Annotated in this window: 13 protein-coding genes; 6 read left to right on the top strand and 7 right to left on the bottom strand. The window is 71.7% G+C overall.

What is annotated here, in order from left to right; genetic code table 11:
- Nucleotides 1-93: 93 nt before the first annotated feature.
- Complete coding sequence (locus tag KALB_RS40920; RefSeq protein ID WP_148309847.1) at nucleotides 94-1,428, top strand: MinD/ParA family ATP-binding protein; 1,335 nt, start codon at nucleotides 94-96, stop codon at nucleotides 1,426-1,428.
- A 33-nt stretch (nucleotides 1,429-1,461) separates the two neighbouring features.
- On the opposite strand, the gene KALB_RS40915 is transcribed toward KALB_RS40920, so the two are convergent.
- Both KALB_RS40915 and KALB_RS40910 read right to left on the bottom strand, forming a co-directional pair.
- Nucleotides 1,462-1,653, bottom strand: coding sequence for a hypothetical protein (locus KALB_RS40915; protein ID WP_025361474.1), 192 nt, complete (start codon nucleotides 1,651-1,653; stop codon nucleotides 1,462-1,464).
- 113 nt (nucleotides 1,654-1,766) lie between these two features.
- Nucleotides 1,767-2,000, bottom strand: coding sequence for a BldC family transcriptional regulator (locus KALB_RS40910; protein ID WP_025361473.1), 234 nt, complete (start codon nucleotides 1,998-2,000; stop codon nucleotides 1,767-1,769).
- Between the two features lie 152 nt (nucleotides 2,001-2,152).
- On the opposite strand from KALB_RS40910, the gene KALB_RS40905 reads away from it, so the two are divergent.
- The 3 genes from KALB_RS40905 to cds1 are packed head-to-tail and all read left to right on the top strand — an operon-like array spanning nucleotide 2,153 to nucleotide 4,039.
- On the top strand, nucleotides 2,153-2,635 hold the full coding sequence (locus KALB_RS40905; protein WP_025361472.1) for an Lrp/AsnC family transcriptional regulator: 483 nt from the start codon (nucleotides 2,153-2,155) through the stop codon (nucleotides 2,633-2,635).
- Between the two features lie 11 nt (nucleotides 2,636-2,646).
- Nucleotides 2,647-2,937: a DUF4229 domain-containing protein gene (locus tag KALB_RS40900; RefSeq protein WP_025361471.1), complete on the top strand. Its 291-nt coding sequence runs from the start codon at nucleotides 2,647-2,649 to the stop codon at nucleotides 2,935-2,937.
- A gap of 10 nt (nucleotides 2,938-2,947) precedes the next feature.
- Nucleotides 2,948-4,039 (top strand): L-cysteine desulfhydrase Cds1, encoded by a 1,092-nt coding sequence (gene cds1 / locus KALB_RS40895; protein WP_025361470.1) that lies wholly within the window; start codon nucleotides 2,948-2,950, stop codon nucleotides 4,037-4,039.
- Between the two features lie 65 nt (nucleotides 4,040-4,104).
- Here the strand turns inward: cds1 and KALB_RS40890 are convergent, their stop codons facing one another.
- The 4 genes from KALB_RS40890 to KALB_RS40875 all read right to left on the bottom strand — a co-directional run bounded on the left by KALB_RS40890 (nucleotide 4,105) and on the right by KALB_RS40875 (nucleotide 8,218).
- A complete protein-coding gene (locus KALB_RS40890; protein WP_025361469.1) occupies nucleotides 4,105-4,989 on the bottom strand; it encodes a 1,4-dihydroxy-2-naphthoate polyprenyltransferase in 885 nt (294 codons plus the stop codon).
- Nucleotides 4,990-5,026: 37 nt separating this feature from the next.
- Nucleotides 5,027-5,977, bottom strand: coding sequence for a DUF8814 domain-containing protein (locus KALB_RS40885; protein WP_148309846.1), 951 nt, complete (start codon nucleotides 5,975-5,977; stop codon nucleotides 5,027-5,029).
- Nucleotides 5,978-6,125: 148 nt separating this feature from the next.
- Nucleotides 6,126-7,307: an o-succinylbenzoate--CoA ligase gene (gene menE, locus KALB_RS40880; RefSeq protein WP_025361468.1), complete on the bottom strand. Its 1,182-nt coding sequence runs from the start codon at nucleotides 7,305-7,307 to the stop codon at nucleotides 6,126-6,128.
- Nucleotides 7,307-8,218, bottom strand: coding sequence for a 1,4-dihydroxy-2-naphthoyl-CoA synthase (locus KALB_RS40875; RefSeq protein WP_025361467.1), 912 nt, complete (start codon nucleotides 8,216-8,218; stop codon nucleotides 7,307-7,309). Before KALB_RS40875 ends, menE begins: the two co-directional genes overlap by 1 nt.
- An 18-nt stretch (nucleotides 8,219-8,236) precedes the next feature.
- Between KALB_RS40875 and menD the strand changes: the two genes are divergently transcribed.
- Together menD and KALB_RS40865 are read left to right on the top strand one after the other, a co-directional pair.
- On the top strand, nucleotides 8,237-9,928 hold the full coding sequence (gene menD / locus KALB_RS40870) for a 2-succinyl-5-enolpyruvyl-6-hydroxy-3-cyclohexene-1-carboxylic-acid synthase (protein WP_025361466.1): 1,692 nt from the start codon (nucleotides 8,237-8,239) through the stop codon (nucleotides 9,926-9,928).
- A 131-nt stretch (nucleotides 9,929-10,059) separates the two neighbouring features.
- Entirely contained in the window at nucleotides 10,060-11,544 is a 1,485-nt protein-coding gene (locus KALB_RS40865) for a M1 family metallopeptidase (RefSeq protein ID WP_035972046.1), read from the top strand.
- A gap of 66 nt (nucleotides 11,545-11,610) precedes the next feature.
- On the opposite strand, the gene KALB_RS40860 is transcribed toward KALB_RS40865, so the two are convergent.
- Nucleotides 11,611-12,858, bottom strand: a complete 1,248-nt coding sequence (locus KALB_RS40860) for an isochorismate synthase (RefSeq protein ID WP_025361464.1) — start codon at nucleotides 12,856-12,858, stop codon at nucleotides 11,611-11,613.
- Nucleotides 12,859-12,871: the final 13 nt, after the last annotated feature.

The following is a 12,871-nucleotide window of genomic DNA, read 5'->3' as shown; positions in this document are numbered from 1 at the left end:
CTTGACACCCCGTGTCGACCCTGCCGGTGTGGCCCACTACCGTCGTCACCGGACGGGGAGGTCTCGATCCGCTTCGCAGGGAGGACCCCAGCGGTGACTGGACGTTATGACGACCCGGAGCCGTGGAAGGCTCCTGGCCAGGAGCAGGCCGTCCAGAACCAGGGGCAGCAGGCGCCTGATCCCTCAGCCTCCGGCTCGTACCAGGTGAGCGGCGGCCAGTCCGGCCCCTACCAGGTCGGCGGGGGCCAGTCCGGTCCGTACCAGGTGAGCGGTGGCCAGTCGGGGCCCTACCAGGTCGGCGGCGGGCAGTCGGGGCCCTACCAGGTGGGTGGCGGCCAGTCCGGTCCGTACCCGGTGGACCCCGCGTCCTCCGGCTCGTACTACGTGGACCAGGCCGCCCAGCAACAGCAGCCCCAGCAGCAGTACCCGCAGCAGCTCTACCCCCAGCAGTACCCGTCCCAGGGCCAGCAGCAGCCCCAGCAGGGCAGGCACGCCGCGGGCAACGGGCTGTCCGCCCAGGAGCTGATCAAGCAGCAGAAGCGCCCGCCGCAGACCGGCTGGCGGCGCACCCTGCACTCGGTCTCCGGCGGCCTGATCAACCTCGGTGAGAGCCCCGCGGACCTGCGCCGCCGTGAGCTGATCGGGCGGATCAACCAGCCGCTGCGCGGGTGCTACAAGATCGCCATGCTGAGCCTGAAGGGCGGCGTGGGCAAGACCACGACCACCACCACGCTCGGCTCCACCTTCTCCTCGCTGCGCGGGGACCGGGTGATCGCGGTGGACGCGAACCCCGACCGCGGCACGCTGAGCCAGAAGATCCCGCTGGAGACCACCGCCACCGTTCGGCACCTGCTGCGCGACGCCAAGCGCATCACCCGGTACTCCGACGTGCGCGCCTACACCTCGCAGGGGCCGAGCCGCCTGGAGGTGCTGGCCAGCGAGCAGGACCCGGCCGTGTCCGAGGCGTTCAGCGAGGACGACTACCGGCGCACGATCGACCTGCTGGAGCACTTCTACAACATCGTGCTCACCGACTGCGGCACCGGCCTGATGCACTCGGCCATGGCCGGGGTGCTGGACGTGGCCGACTCGCTGGTGATCGTGTCCTCGGGCTCGGTGGACGGCGCGAACAGCGCGTCGGCCACCATCGACTGGCTGGAGGCGCACGGCTACCGGGACCTGGTCCGGCGCTCCGTCGCGGTGATCAACTCGGTGCGCCCCAAGTCCGGCAAGGTGGACCTGGACAAGCTGTCCCAGCACTTCTCCACCCGCTGCCGCGCCGTGGTGCGCATCCCGTTCGACCCGCACCTGGAGGAGGGGGCCGAGATCGAGCTGGACAGGCTCGGCCCGGACACCCGCCTCGCGCTGCTCGAGCTGGCCGCCACCGTGGCCGACGACTTCCCGAACGAGGCCGGTCGCGCGCGCTGAACCCGCGCGGTGCGCACCGCCGTGTCGCCGCGATCAGGGTGCGGAGTCGGGACCGTCCTTGTCGCGGCGTGTCTGCTCACCGAGTTTGCGCAGGAAGTCGGGGTCGTCGTCAGGCGCGACGGACCGCGATGTTCGCGAGCCCACCCGCACCTGGTCGGGCCCGAACGCGCGCCACAGCAGCACTCCCACGGTGATCGCACCGATCAATGCGAGCAGGTAGACCATCCGCCACCTCCCGGTTGCACTTCACGAGGGTAGCCGCTGAAGGTCACGACTGGGACGAACGACAAGACCGCCCGAGCCAGGAGCAGGCTGCGGGCGGCCGTGGGCCGGGTGGCTCAGGGGTTGCGTACCGGCTCGGTGGCCTCGGTGGTCAGTTCGGCGAGCAGGGTCTTGACCTCGGACTCCCGGAAGCGGCGGTGGCCGCCGGGCGTGCGGATGGAGCCGATCCGGCCCGCGGTCGCCCAGCGCGTCACGGTCTTCGGGTCGACCCGGAACAGGGTGGCCACCTCGCCGGGCGTGAGCAGACGCTCGCCGGCGTGCTGACGGGGGTGCTGCACGGTCGCTGTCACTCTCGACCTCCTGTACGGGCTGGTTCCGACGTTCCGGTCGCATCGTGTCATCCCACCCGGTGGGTACTCGAACACTTGGCTGATGGTAAAGAGGTAGTAAGGGACGAAAACCGCGCTTCGGACACCGCGCGCCAAGCCCCTAGGCTAGGTGTGTGGACGCCCTAGACCGCCAGATCATCGCCGCGTTGCGCGCCAACGGCCGCGCCACCTACGCCGAGCTCGGGAGGCAGGTGGGCCTGTCCGCCTCCGCCGTGCACGAGCGGGTGGGCAAGCTGGAGGGAGCCGGTGTGATCACCGGCTACCACGCCGTGGTCGACCCCAGGCTGGTCGGCCTCGGGGTGACCGCGCTGGTCGGCATCCACCCCTCCGACACCGGGGATGACGACGACGTGGCCGCCGCACTGGCCAGGCTGCCCGAGGTGGAGTCCTGCTACGCAGTGGCCGGTGACGAGGCGTTCGTGGTCAAGGTGCGGGTCGCCACCGTGGACGACCTGGAGCGCACCCTGGGCAGGCTGCGCCGCATCGACGGCGTGGCCCGCACCCACACCACGGTGGTGCTCTCCACCCGGTTCGAGAGCCGCCCCAACAGCCCCGAGGAGGTCGCCGGGGCGCTGCTGGCCTCGCGCGCCGAGTAACCTGGGCAACCGTGACCGACACACCCGAGGCAGCGCAGGACACCGGCAGCTTCGGCCGGGACCTCGCGCTCTACACGGCCGCGCGGGTGGGCCTGCTCGCGGTGATCACCGCTGTGCTGGCCCTCGCCCACGTGCCGCTGCTGATCGCACTGGCCGTCGGCCTGGTGCTCGCCATGCCGCTGGCCATGGTGCTGTTCCGCGGCCTGAGCGCCCGCCTGTCCGCGGGCCTGCGCGTGCGCCGTGAGCAGCGCCTCAGGATGCGCGCCGAACTTCGCGGTGAGGGCGGTCAGCACCCCGCCTAAGCTCGGGGGCGTGACCGCCGTCGACCGTTGTTGTGACCGGACCAGGACCTGGGTGCGCGAGGCCGTGCGAGTGATCGAGGCCGATGCCAACCGCAGCGCCGACACCCACCTGCTGACCTTCCCGCTGCCCACCGAGTGGGGCATCGACCTCTACCTCAAGGACGAGTCCACCCACCCCACGGGCTCGCTCAAGCACCGGCTGGCCCGCTCGCTGTTCCTCTACGCCATCTGCAACGGCTGGGTCACCGCTGGCACCCCGGTGATCGAGGCCTCCTCCGGGTCCACCGCCGTGTCGGAGGCATACTTCGCGCGCCTGCTGGGCCTGCCGTTCATCGCCGTGATGCCGCGCTCCACCAGCCGCGAGAAGATCGCGCTGATCGAGCGCCAGGGCGGCCGGTGCCACTTCGTGGACCAGCCCGGCGCCATCTACGACGAGTCCCGCAGGCTGGCCGCCGAGCTGGGCGGGCACTTCATGGACCAGTTCACGCACGCCGAGCGGGCCACCGACTGGCGCGGCAACAACAACATCGCCGAGTCGATCTTCGAGCAGATGGCCGCCGAGGCGCACCCCGAGCCGGACTGGATCGTGGTCGGCGCGGGCACCGGCGGCACCAGCGCCACCATCGGCCGCTACGTGCGGTACCGCAGGCTGGAGACCCGGCTGGCCGTGGTCGACCCCGAGCACTCCGTGTTCTTCGACGCCTGGCGGGACACCGCCCCCGCGCTCACCGGTGAGAAGGGCTCGCGCATCGAGGGCATCGGCCGCCCCCGGGTGGAGCCCTCCTTCGTCGGCGAGGTCATCGACCGCATGATCAAGGTCCCCGACGCCGCCTCCATCGCCACCATCCGGTACGTGGAGGACCTGCTCGGCCGCAAGGTCGGCGGCTCGACCGGCACCAACCTGTGGGGCGCCTTCGAGGTCATCGCCGAGCTGCGCGCCACCGGGCGCAGCGGCAGCGTCGTGTCCCTGCTGTGCGATGGCGGCGAGCGCTACGCCCACACCTACTTCAGCGACGACTGGGTCGCCGCCCAGGGCCTCGACCTGCGCCCGTACACCAAGACCCTGGACCACTTCATGGCCACCGGGGAGTGGAACGCCTGACCCAGGTGCCATGAAAGTGCCGTTGCTGGCGTTCAACGCCAGCAACGGCACTTTCATGGCACCGATCAGGTCCCGGTGCCGCCCAGGACCAGTGCGGCGGCGGTGAGCACGGACCAGGCGAGCATGGCCAGGCCGGTGTCGCGCAGCACGGGGATCAGGGCCTTGCCCTTGGCGCCGGTGACCATCTTGCGGGCGCTGACGATCAGCAGCGGCAGGGCGAGCAGGCCGAGCAGCAGCAGGCCGTTGCGGAAGGCGCCGACGCAGCTGATGACGAACGGCACGACGATCAGGGCGAGGTAGAGGTTGCGGGTGTCCTGCTCACCGATGAGCACGGCGAGCGTGCGCTTGCCGGACTCGCGGTCGGTGGGGATGTCCCGCAGGTTGTTGGCGACCAGCACCGCAGCGGAGAAGCAGCCGACGGCCACGGCGGAGCCAATGCCGTACCCGCTGAACTCCCCGGCCTGCACGTACAGGGTGCCGAGCACGGCCACGAGCCCGAAGCAGATGAACACGGCGACCTCGCCGAGACCGGCGTAGCCGTACGGGCGCTTGCCGCCGGTGTAGAACCAGGCCGCGGCGATGCACACGGCGCCCACGGCGAGCATCCACCAGACCCCGCTCAGCGCGACCAGGGCGAGCCCGGCCACGGCGGACAGGCCGAAGCAGGCGAACGCGGCGGTGCGCACCTGCTTGGGCTCGGCGGCCCCGGAACCGACCAGCCGCAGCGGGCCGACCCGGTCGTCGTCGGTGCCGCGCACCCCGTCGGAGTAGTCGTTGGCGAAGTTCACGCCCACGATCAACGCCAGCGCCACGACCAGGGCCAGTGCCGCGCGCACCGGGTCGAACGCACCCAGTGCGGCGGCCGCCCCGGTGCCGACCAGCACCGGGGCGATCGCGTTGGGCAGGGTGCGCGGGCGTGCGCCTTCGATCCACTGTGCGACCGTCGCCATGGCGACATCTTGCGTCACGGCCGATCGCGACCCGCTATCAGGTCCACAGGTAGGTGACGGTCACCCAGGAGTTGTCGGTCAACTTCAGCCCGTCCCAGAAGGTGCCGTCGGCCAGGTCGATGCCCGCCGGGTTGGCCACCTTGCGGCCGAACTGGTCCTTGCCGCCGTTGTAGCCGTTCTGGTAGGCCGCCTGCGCCTCAGGCCTGCCCTGGGCGAGGTCCTTCCAGGACTGCCTGGTCGAGCTCGGGTTCCAGTAGTCGTCCTTGGTGTTCCACGGGCCCACGTCCCACACCGGGGCGGTCTCGCAGCGGCCGTTGGCCGCGCACACCTTCACCGAGTAGGTGGTCTTGCCGTTGGGCGAGAGCGCCCGCCCCGAGGGCAGCGCCACGAAGTGGTCCCGCGACTTGATCTTGTGGCCGTTCGCGGTGGTGCCGCCGACCAGGCCCTCACGGGTCGCGTAGACCTTGTACGACCGTGCGGCCAGCGGCCTGGCCACCGACTGGGCCCGCGCCGCCGGGGTGCTGGTCGCGGTGAGCGACAGGCCCCTGGCCTGCGGGCCGGTGGTGCCGTTCGGCGCGGTCATCATCATTCGCACCTGCACGGTTGCGGTGGCCTCCGGCAGCACGGCGGGACCGGCCGAGCTGGACTCCACCCACTCCGTCCACTGCCCGTCGGCGCGCTGCCCGCGCACGTCCACGGCCAGTTCCGAATCGGCGGGCACGGTGCCGTCCAGCGTCGCGGACACCGTGTTGGCCGGGCTGGCCAGCTGGTGCGGCTCGAACATCATGATGCCCATCCGGTCGCCGAGCCGGTCGGTGGAGGCGTGTGCCTCGTCCCCGCCGACCTGCACCGCGCCACCGGCGCGCAGCACGTTGTTGCTGTCCGGGTTGCTGCTGGACAGGTCGGCGGCCCAGGTCTGACTCGTCGGGGCCGCGATCGCGGGTAAGCCGCTGACCAGGGTCAACGCGGTCGCGGCAACCAATAGCACGGACGTTCGCATAGTTGTGCGCTCCGATCACGGAGTGCGGCGCGGACGGGTCCCGTCCGCGGCAGGGTTTCCGCACATCCGTCAGGTACGGCACAGCACAGCGGTCGTTTCGTGACCTAGCAACCAGATGCGCAGCTATGCCCGTGAATTACTCGCTCTGCCGCCGAACGGCTGCACCCGATCGGTCGAAAAAAGCACGAACGTTCGTCCGGTCGACCTTGCCCGGCCCCAGCAGCGGCAGGGCCGTCACGAACCGGAACGCCTTGGGCACGGCGGCCCTGCCCACCGACTCGCGTACGGCGCCGCGCAGCTCGGGCTGGGCAGGCGGGTTCGCCGGGTCCGCGGCCACGACGGCCGCGGCCACGGTCTGCCCCCACTCGGGATCGGGTACGCCAACGACGCACACCTGGGCCACCCCGGGTACCGCCGCCAGCGCCCGCTCGACCAGCACCGGGGGCACCTTCACCCCGCCGGTGTTGATCAGGTCGTCCAGGCGGCCCAGCACCTCCAGCCGCCCGTCCCCGGTCCAGCTCCCGTGATCGCTGGTGTGGAACCAGCCGTCCACGAAGGCCGAGTCCTCCCCGCTGCGGTAGCCGTGCGCCAGCACCGGCCCGGACAGGTCGATGCGGCCCTCGGTGAGCCGCACCCGCACGCCGTCCAGCGGCACGCCCGCGTAGACGCAACCGCTTGCGGTCTCGCTCATGCCGTACGAGGGCACCGGCCGCACCCCTACGCCGCGCGCGCGGTCGAGCAGTGCCGCGGGCGCCGCCGCACCGCCCAGCACGACGGCGTCGAAGCCGCGCAGCGCGTCCAGGCCCGCACCACCCGCGTCGAGCAGGCGGCTCAGCTGGGTGGGCACCAGGGCCGTGTAGTGCGGCCCCGACGCCCCCAGCACGGGCTTGGCGGCCCTGGCGAACTCCTCCGGCCGGAAGCCACCGGTGAGGTCGGCGACACCGGGTTCGGTGCCCGCCAGCGCCGCGCGGACCAGCACCTGCAACCCGCCGATGTAGCGGGGTGACATCGCCAGCAGCCAGGTGCCGGGACCGCCCAGCCGCGCGTGCGTGGCGTTCGCCGACGCCAGCACGGCGGCCGAGGACAGCAGGGCGCCCTTGGGCACGCCGGTGGACCCGGAGGTGCCGATCACCAGCGCGGTGCGGTCCTCGACCGGCTCGTGCACGGCCATCGCCGCGATCAGCGGCCGCCACTCGTCCGGGGTGACCGGCAACAGCGCCGGGCCCTCGTCGGCCAGCGCCGAGCGCAGCGCGGGCAGCAGGGCCAGCACCTCGTCCGGGGCCGTTGGGATGAGCAGCGGCTGGAGTGGGCGCCCCATCAGAAGTAGTGGGGGAAGGGCGACCAGTCGGGCTCGCGCTTCTCCAGGAACGCGTTCTTGCCCTCCACCGCCTCGTCGGTCATGTAGGCGAGGCGGGTGGTCTCCCCGGCGAACAGCTGCTGGCCGACCAGGCCGTCGTCGATGAGGTTGAACGAGTACTTGAGCATGCGCTGGGCGGTGGGGGACTTGCCGTTGATCTCCCTGGCCCACTGCAACGCCGTGTCCTCCAGCTCGGCGTGCGGCACCACGGCGTTGACCATGCCCATCTGGTGGGCCTGCTTGGCGGTGTAGGGGCGGCCGAGGAAGAAGATCTCGCGGGCGAACTTCTGGCCGACCTGGCGGGCAAGGTAGGCCGAGCCGTAGCCGCCGTCGAAGGAGCCCACGTCGGCGTCGGTCTGCTTGAAGCGGGCGTGCTCGGCGGAGGCGAGTGTGAGGTCGGCCACCACGTGCAGGGAGTGCCCGCCGCCCGCGGCCCAGCCGGGGACCACCGCGATGACGACCTTGGGCATGAACCGGATGAGCCGCTGGCACTCCAGGATGTGCAGGCGTCCCGCGCGGGCCTTGTCCACTGTGTCCGAGGTCTCGCCGGAGGCGTACTGGTAGCCGTCGCGGCCGCGGATGCGCTGGTCCCCGCCGGAGCAGAAGGCCCAGCCGCCGTCGCGGGGGGACGGTCCGTTGCCGGTGAGCAGCACGCAGCCCACGTCCGGGCTCATCCTGGCGTGGTCCAGCGCCTGGTAGAGCTCGTCCACGGTGTGCGGCCGGAAGGCGTTGCGCACCTCCGGGCGGTGGAACGCGATGCGGACGGTGCCCTGGTCCACGGCGCGGTGATAGGTGATGTCGGTGAAGTCGAAGCCCTCCACGGCACGCCAGCGAACGGGGTCGAACAGCTCCGAGACGGTGTCATCAGCCACGCCTGGGACAATAGGCCCGTGAACCCGTCCACCGCGCAGGCCCGTGTCGTCGTCGACGAGCTGGTGCGCAACCAGGTGCGGCACGTCGTGCTGTGCCCAGGGTCACGCAACGCGCCGCTGGCCTTCGCGCTGCACGACGCTGCCGTGGCCGGTCGACTCCAGCTGCACGTGCGCATCGACGAGCGCTCGGCGGCCTTCTTCGCCCTCGGCCTGTCCAAGGGCCTTGGCTCGGGTGCGCGACGTCACGGCTACGCGGCTGTGGTGTGCACCTCGGGCACGGCCGTGGCGAACCTGCACCCCGCCGTGCTGGAGGCCCAGCACGGGGGCGAGCCGCTGGTGGTGCTCACCGCCGACCGGCCGCCCGAGTTGGTCGGCTCCGGGGCCAACCAGACCACCACCCAGCACGGGGTGTTCGGCAGCCTGGTGACCACCGTGGACTTCCCGGTCGCCGAGCGGCGCGCCGGGCAGAACGGCGTGTGGCGCGGCGTGCTGTGCCGGTCCATGCCGGTGGACCGGCCGGTGCACCTGAACCTGCCGTTCCGCGAACCGCTGGTGCCCGAGTCCGACCTGGACTGGCCCGAGTCGCTGGAGGGCAGGCCCGGCGGCGCAGCGTGGACCTCGGCCACGCCCCTCGCACTCGCCCGCGACACCGGCGAGGAAGCCGGTCACCTGACCGCGCGCACCGTGGTCGTGGTCGGCGAGACCCGGTGGCAGCCCGCGTACTCCGCCGCGGAGCTTGCCGCCAAGGCGGGCTGGCCGGTGATCGCCGAGCCGCTCGGCGGGGCCCCGGCCACCGCCGCGGGCGCCACCGTGATCAACGCCGGATCTGCCGTGCTGTCAACGGGTTCGCTGCCGCGGCGACTGCGTCCGGACTCCGTCGTGGTCGTCGGCAGGCCGACGCTGAGCCGGGGCGTGCAGCGCCTGCTGCGCGAAACCCCTGTGGTGCACGTGGCTGCTGACGGTCCTGAGTGGACTGATCCGCAGTACCTCGCCTCGCACGTCTCCGGTCCGCTGCACGCCGGGGTGACCGCCCCGCACGCCGATCCCGGCTGGCTCGCCGAGTGGCAGGCCGCCGACTCGGCCGCCCGCGCCGCCGTGGACCGGGTGCTGTCCGCGCAGCCCTGGCCCAGCGGCCTGCGGGTCGCGCGCGAACTGGTCGAGGCGCTGCCCGCCAACTCCGCGCTGTTCCTCGGCTCCTCCAACCCGGTCCGCGACGTGGACCTGGTCGGCGGCCACCGGGAGGACGTGCGCGTGTTCGGCAACCGGGGCCTGGCCGGTATCGACGGCACCGTGTCCTCGGCGCTGGGCACCGTGCTGGGCGGGGAGTTCGGCGCGGGCTACGCGCTGCTCGGCGACCTGACCTTCCTGCACGACGTGAACGGCCTGCTGATCGGCCCGCACGAGCAGCGCGCGAACCTGACCGTCGTGGTGGTCAACGACGACGGTGGCGGCATCTTCTCCTTGCTGGAGCAGGGATCCACCGAGCACGCCGGGTCCTTCGAACGGGTCTTCGGCACGCCGCACGGAGCCGATCTCGCCGCGCTGTGCGCCGGGTACCACGTGCCGCACACCGCGGTCACCGACCTGGCGGGTTTCCGAGCGGCGCTCGTGCCCGCGCCCGGGCTGCGGGTCGTGGAGGTGCGCACCGACCGCGCGCTGCTGCGCGACCTGCACGCCCGGCTGCGCGCCGAGGTGGCCGCCGCGCTCTGAGCTGTCAACCCCTTCTCGCAGCGTAGGACCCTACTAACGTTGGGTAGTGCCTGGTCAGCGCGACCTCCTAGGTTCGGGGCTCCGAAGCCTGAAATGGGGAGGTTCGAGCGAACGTGGCGCTCCGTTCGAAGATGCTCGTCGCGGTGGCGACGATGGCCGCTGGGGTGTTGCTCGCGGCACCGGCCGGGGCGGGTACCGGCAGCGCCGGAGGGCAGTCCCTCGGCGACCCGTACTACCCGGCCGACGGCAACACCGGCTATGACGTCAAGCACTATGACCTGAGACTCAAGTACCAGCCCGGCGCCGACCAGTTGTCGGGCACGGCGACGATCCTGGCCACCACCACGCAGGACCTGTCCAGTTTCTCCTTCGACTTCGGCCTGACCGCGAAGTCGGTGCTGGTGAACAACCGCCCCGCGCAGTTCACCAGCAAGGACGCCAAGCTGCTGATCACCCCGGCGGCCACCCTGGCCAAGTCCACGCCGATCACCGTGGTCGTGGAGTACTCGGGTGTGCCCTCGGAGGTCACCATCCAGGGCGAGAAGGACTGGGTGAAGACCCCGGACGGCGCGCTGGCGGTGCAGGAGCCGCACATCGCCGCGTTCTGGTACCCGGCCAACGACCACCCGCTGGACAAGGCCACCTACGACGTGTCGATCGCGGTGCCCGACGGCACCGAGGCGATCTCCAACGGGGTGCTCGCCAGCAAGTCCAGCAAGGCGGGCTGGACCAGGTGGAACTGGCGCAGCACCAAGCCGCAGGCCACGTACCTGACCTTCCTGACGATCGGTCACTACGACATCCGCAGCTCGACCGCGCCCAACGGCCAGCCGGTGATCACCGCGTACCACAAGGACCTCGGCGCCAGCACCGATGCCGCCGCGGCCAGCCTGGAGCGGACCCCGGAGATCCTGGACTGGGAGTCCAAGCTGTTCGGGCCCTACCCCTTCGAGGCGCAGGGCGGGGTGGTGCCCGCGACCGGGATCGGCTTCGCGCTGGAGGACCAGACCCGTCCGGTCTACAGCCCGAAGTTCTTCGCGGGCGGCTCGAACACCTCGGTGGTCGTGCACGAGAACGCGCACCAGTGGTTCGGTGACTCGGTGTCGGTGGCGAACTGGCGCAACATCTGGCTGAACGAGGGCTTCGCCAGCTACGCCGAGTGGCTGTGGTCGGAGGCCAAGGGCGAGGGCACCGCCCAGGAGCTGTTCGACTACTACTACAACTCCAAGCCCGCCAGCGACCCGTCCTGGCAGATCCCCACCGGCGACCCCGGCCCGGACGGCCAGTTCAACAGCTTCGCCGTCTACAACCGTGGGGCCATGGCCCTGCACCAGTTGCGGCTTGCCGTCGGTGACGACAAGTTCTTCGAGATCATCCGCACCTGGACCGCCCAGCAGCGCTACGGCAACGCCACCAACGAGCAGTTCATCGCGCTGGCCGAGAAGGTCTCCGGCAAGCCGGTGTACGGCCTGCTCAGCGAGTGGCTGTTCACCAAGGGCCGCCCGGTTGTGGCCACCAAGTCGGCCGCGCGGTCCTTCGCCGCGCACACCGTGACCGTGCCCAAGTCGGTGGCCGTGCTGGACCGCACCCACGAGATCCTCGCCTCACAGCACTGACCGACGCCCCGAAGGTGCCCTTCACGACGCCCAACGTCGTGAAGGGCACCTTCGAGACATGTCAGGTCAGTGGTCGACGCCTTCGAGCGCGTCCCGGATCGGGATCATCTTCGCGGCGGCCTCGGCCACCTCGGTGTCCGGATCGGACTCGGGCACCATGCCGCCCCCGGCGAACAGGCGCACCGTGCGCCCGGACACCTGGGCACACCGCAGCGCGATGCCGACCTCCCCGTCCCCGTTGGCGTCCACCCAGCCGACCGGTCCCGCGTAGCGCCCGCGGTCCATGCCCTCCAACTCGCCGATCGCGGCCACGGCGGCGGCCCGCGGCGTGCCGCCCACCGCGGCGGTGGGGTGCACGGCGGCGGCCAGTCTCAGCAGCGAGGCGTCCTCGGCGAGGGCACCGGTCACGTCGCTGGCCAGGTGCACCACGTTGGGCAGGCGCAGCACGTAGGGCTGCGGGGAGACGGTCATCGAGCAGCAGTGCGGGGCCAGCGACTCGACCATCGAGCGGATGGCGAACTCGTGCTCCGCGCGGTTCTTCGCCGAGCCGAGCAGTTCGGCGGCCAGCTCCTCGGCGGTCACGCCGGGACGCGGCCACATGGTGCCCGCGAGCACCCGCGAGAACACCGCGGAGTCCTGTCTGCGCAACAGCATCTCCGGGGTCGCGCCGACCAGACCGTCCACTGAGAACACCCAGCAGCTCGGGTAGCGCTGGGCCAGGCCGTGCAACAGGAACCGGGCATCGACCTCGACGTCGGTGGTGGCGACCAGGTCGTGCGCGAGCACCACCTTCGCCAGCTCACCGGACCGCATCCGGCGCACGGCCTCGGCCACGGCCCGCCGGTAGCCGGTGACCGCCAGTTCGCCCTCGGAGTAGCGCACGACCTCGGGCCGCCGCACCGGCTGCACGCTCTGGAACGCCCCGCCGCTGGGCTGCCCGATCTCGGTGACCCAGGTCACGCCGTCCCGGCGACCGACGATCACCTCGGGCACCACGAGCACCGAACTACCCGGCTCGTCGGCGAAGGCCAGGCTGACGAAGGCCACCGGTCCGGTGCCGGGCAGCCGCACCTCGTCGGTGCAGGTCACGGACTCGGCGAACTCCCGCCACCACTGGTCGGCCAGCTCGAAACGCCGGGGCCCGGCGGGCTCGAACCGGGCCGCCTCACCCCAACCGACCAGGCCCTCACCGCGCATCACCCAGGCCAGCGCGCCCGCGGAACCGGGCAGCAGGCGCAGCAGTTCGTCGTCGGAGGCGACGACCCTGGTGTGCGCACGCAAGGTGGTGGGCTGGGGTGTGTGGACCGTCGTCACGGTTCGAGGGTAG

The sequence above is a fragment of the Kutzneria viridogrisea DSM 43870 genome (assembly GCF_000525635.1).
GTDB lineage: Bacteria > Actinomycetota > Actinomycetes > Mycobacteriales > Pseudonocardiaceae > Kutzneria > Kutzneria viridogrisea.
The sequence above is the reverse complement of the archived record's forward strand: the minus strand, read 5'-3'. Positions and strand labels throughout refer to the sequence as shown.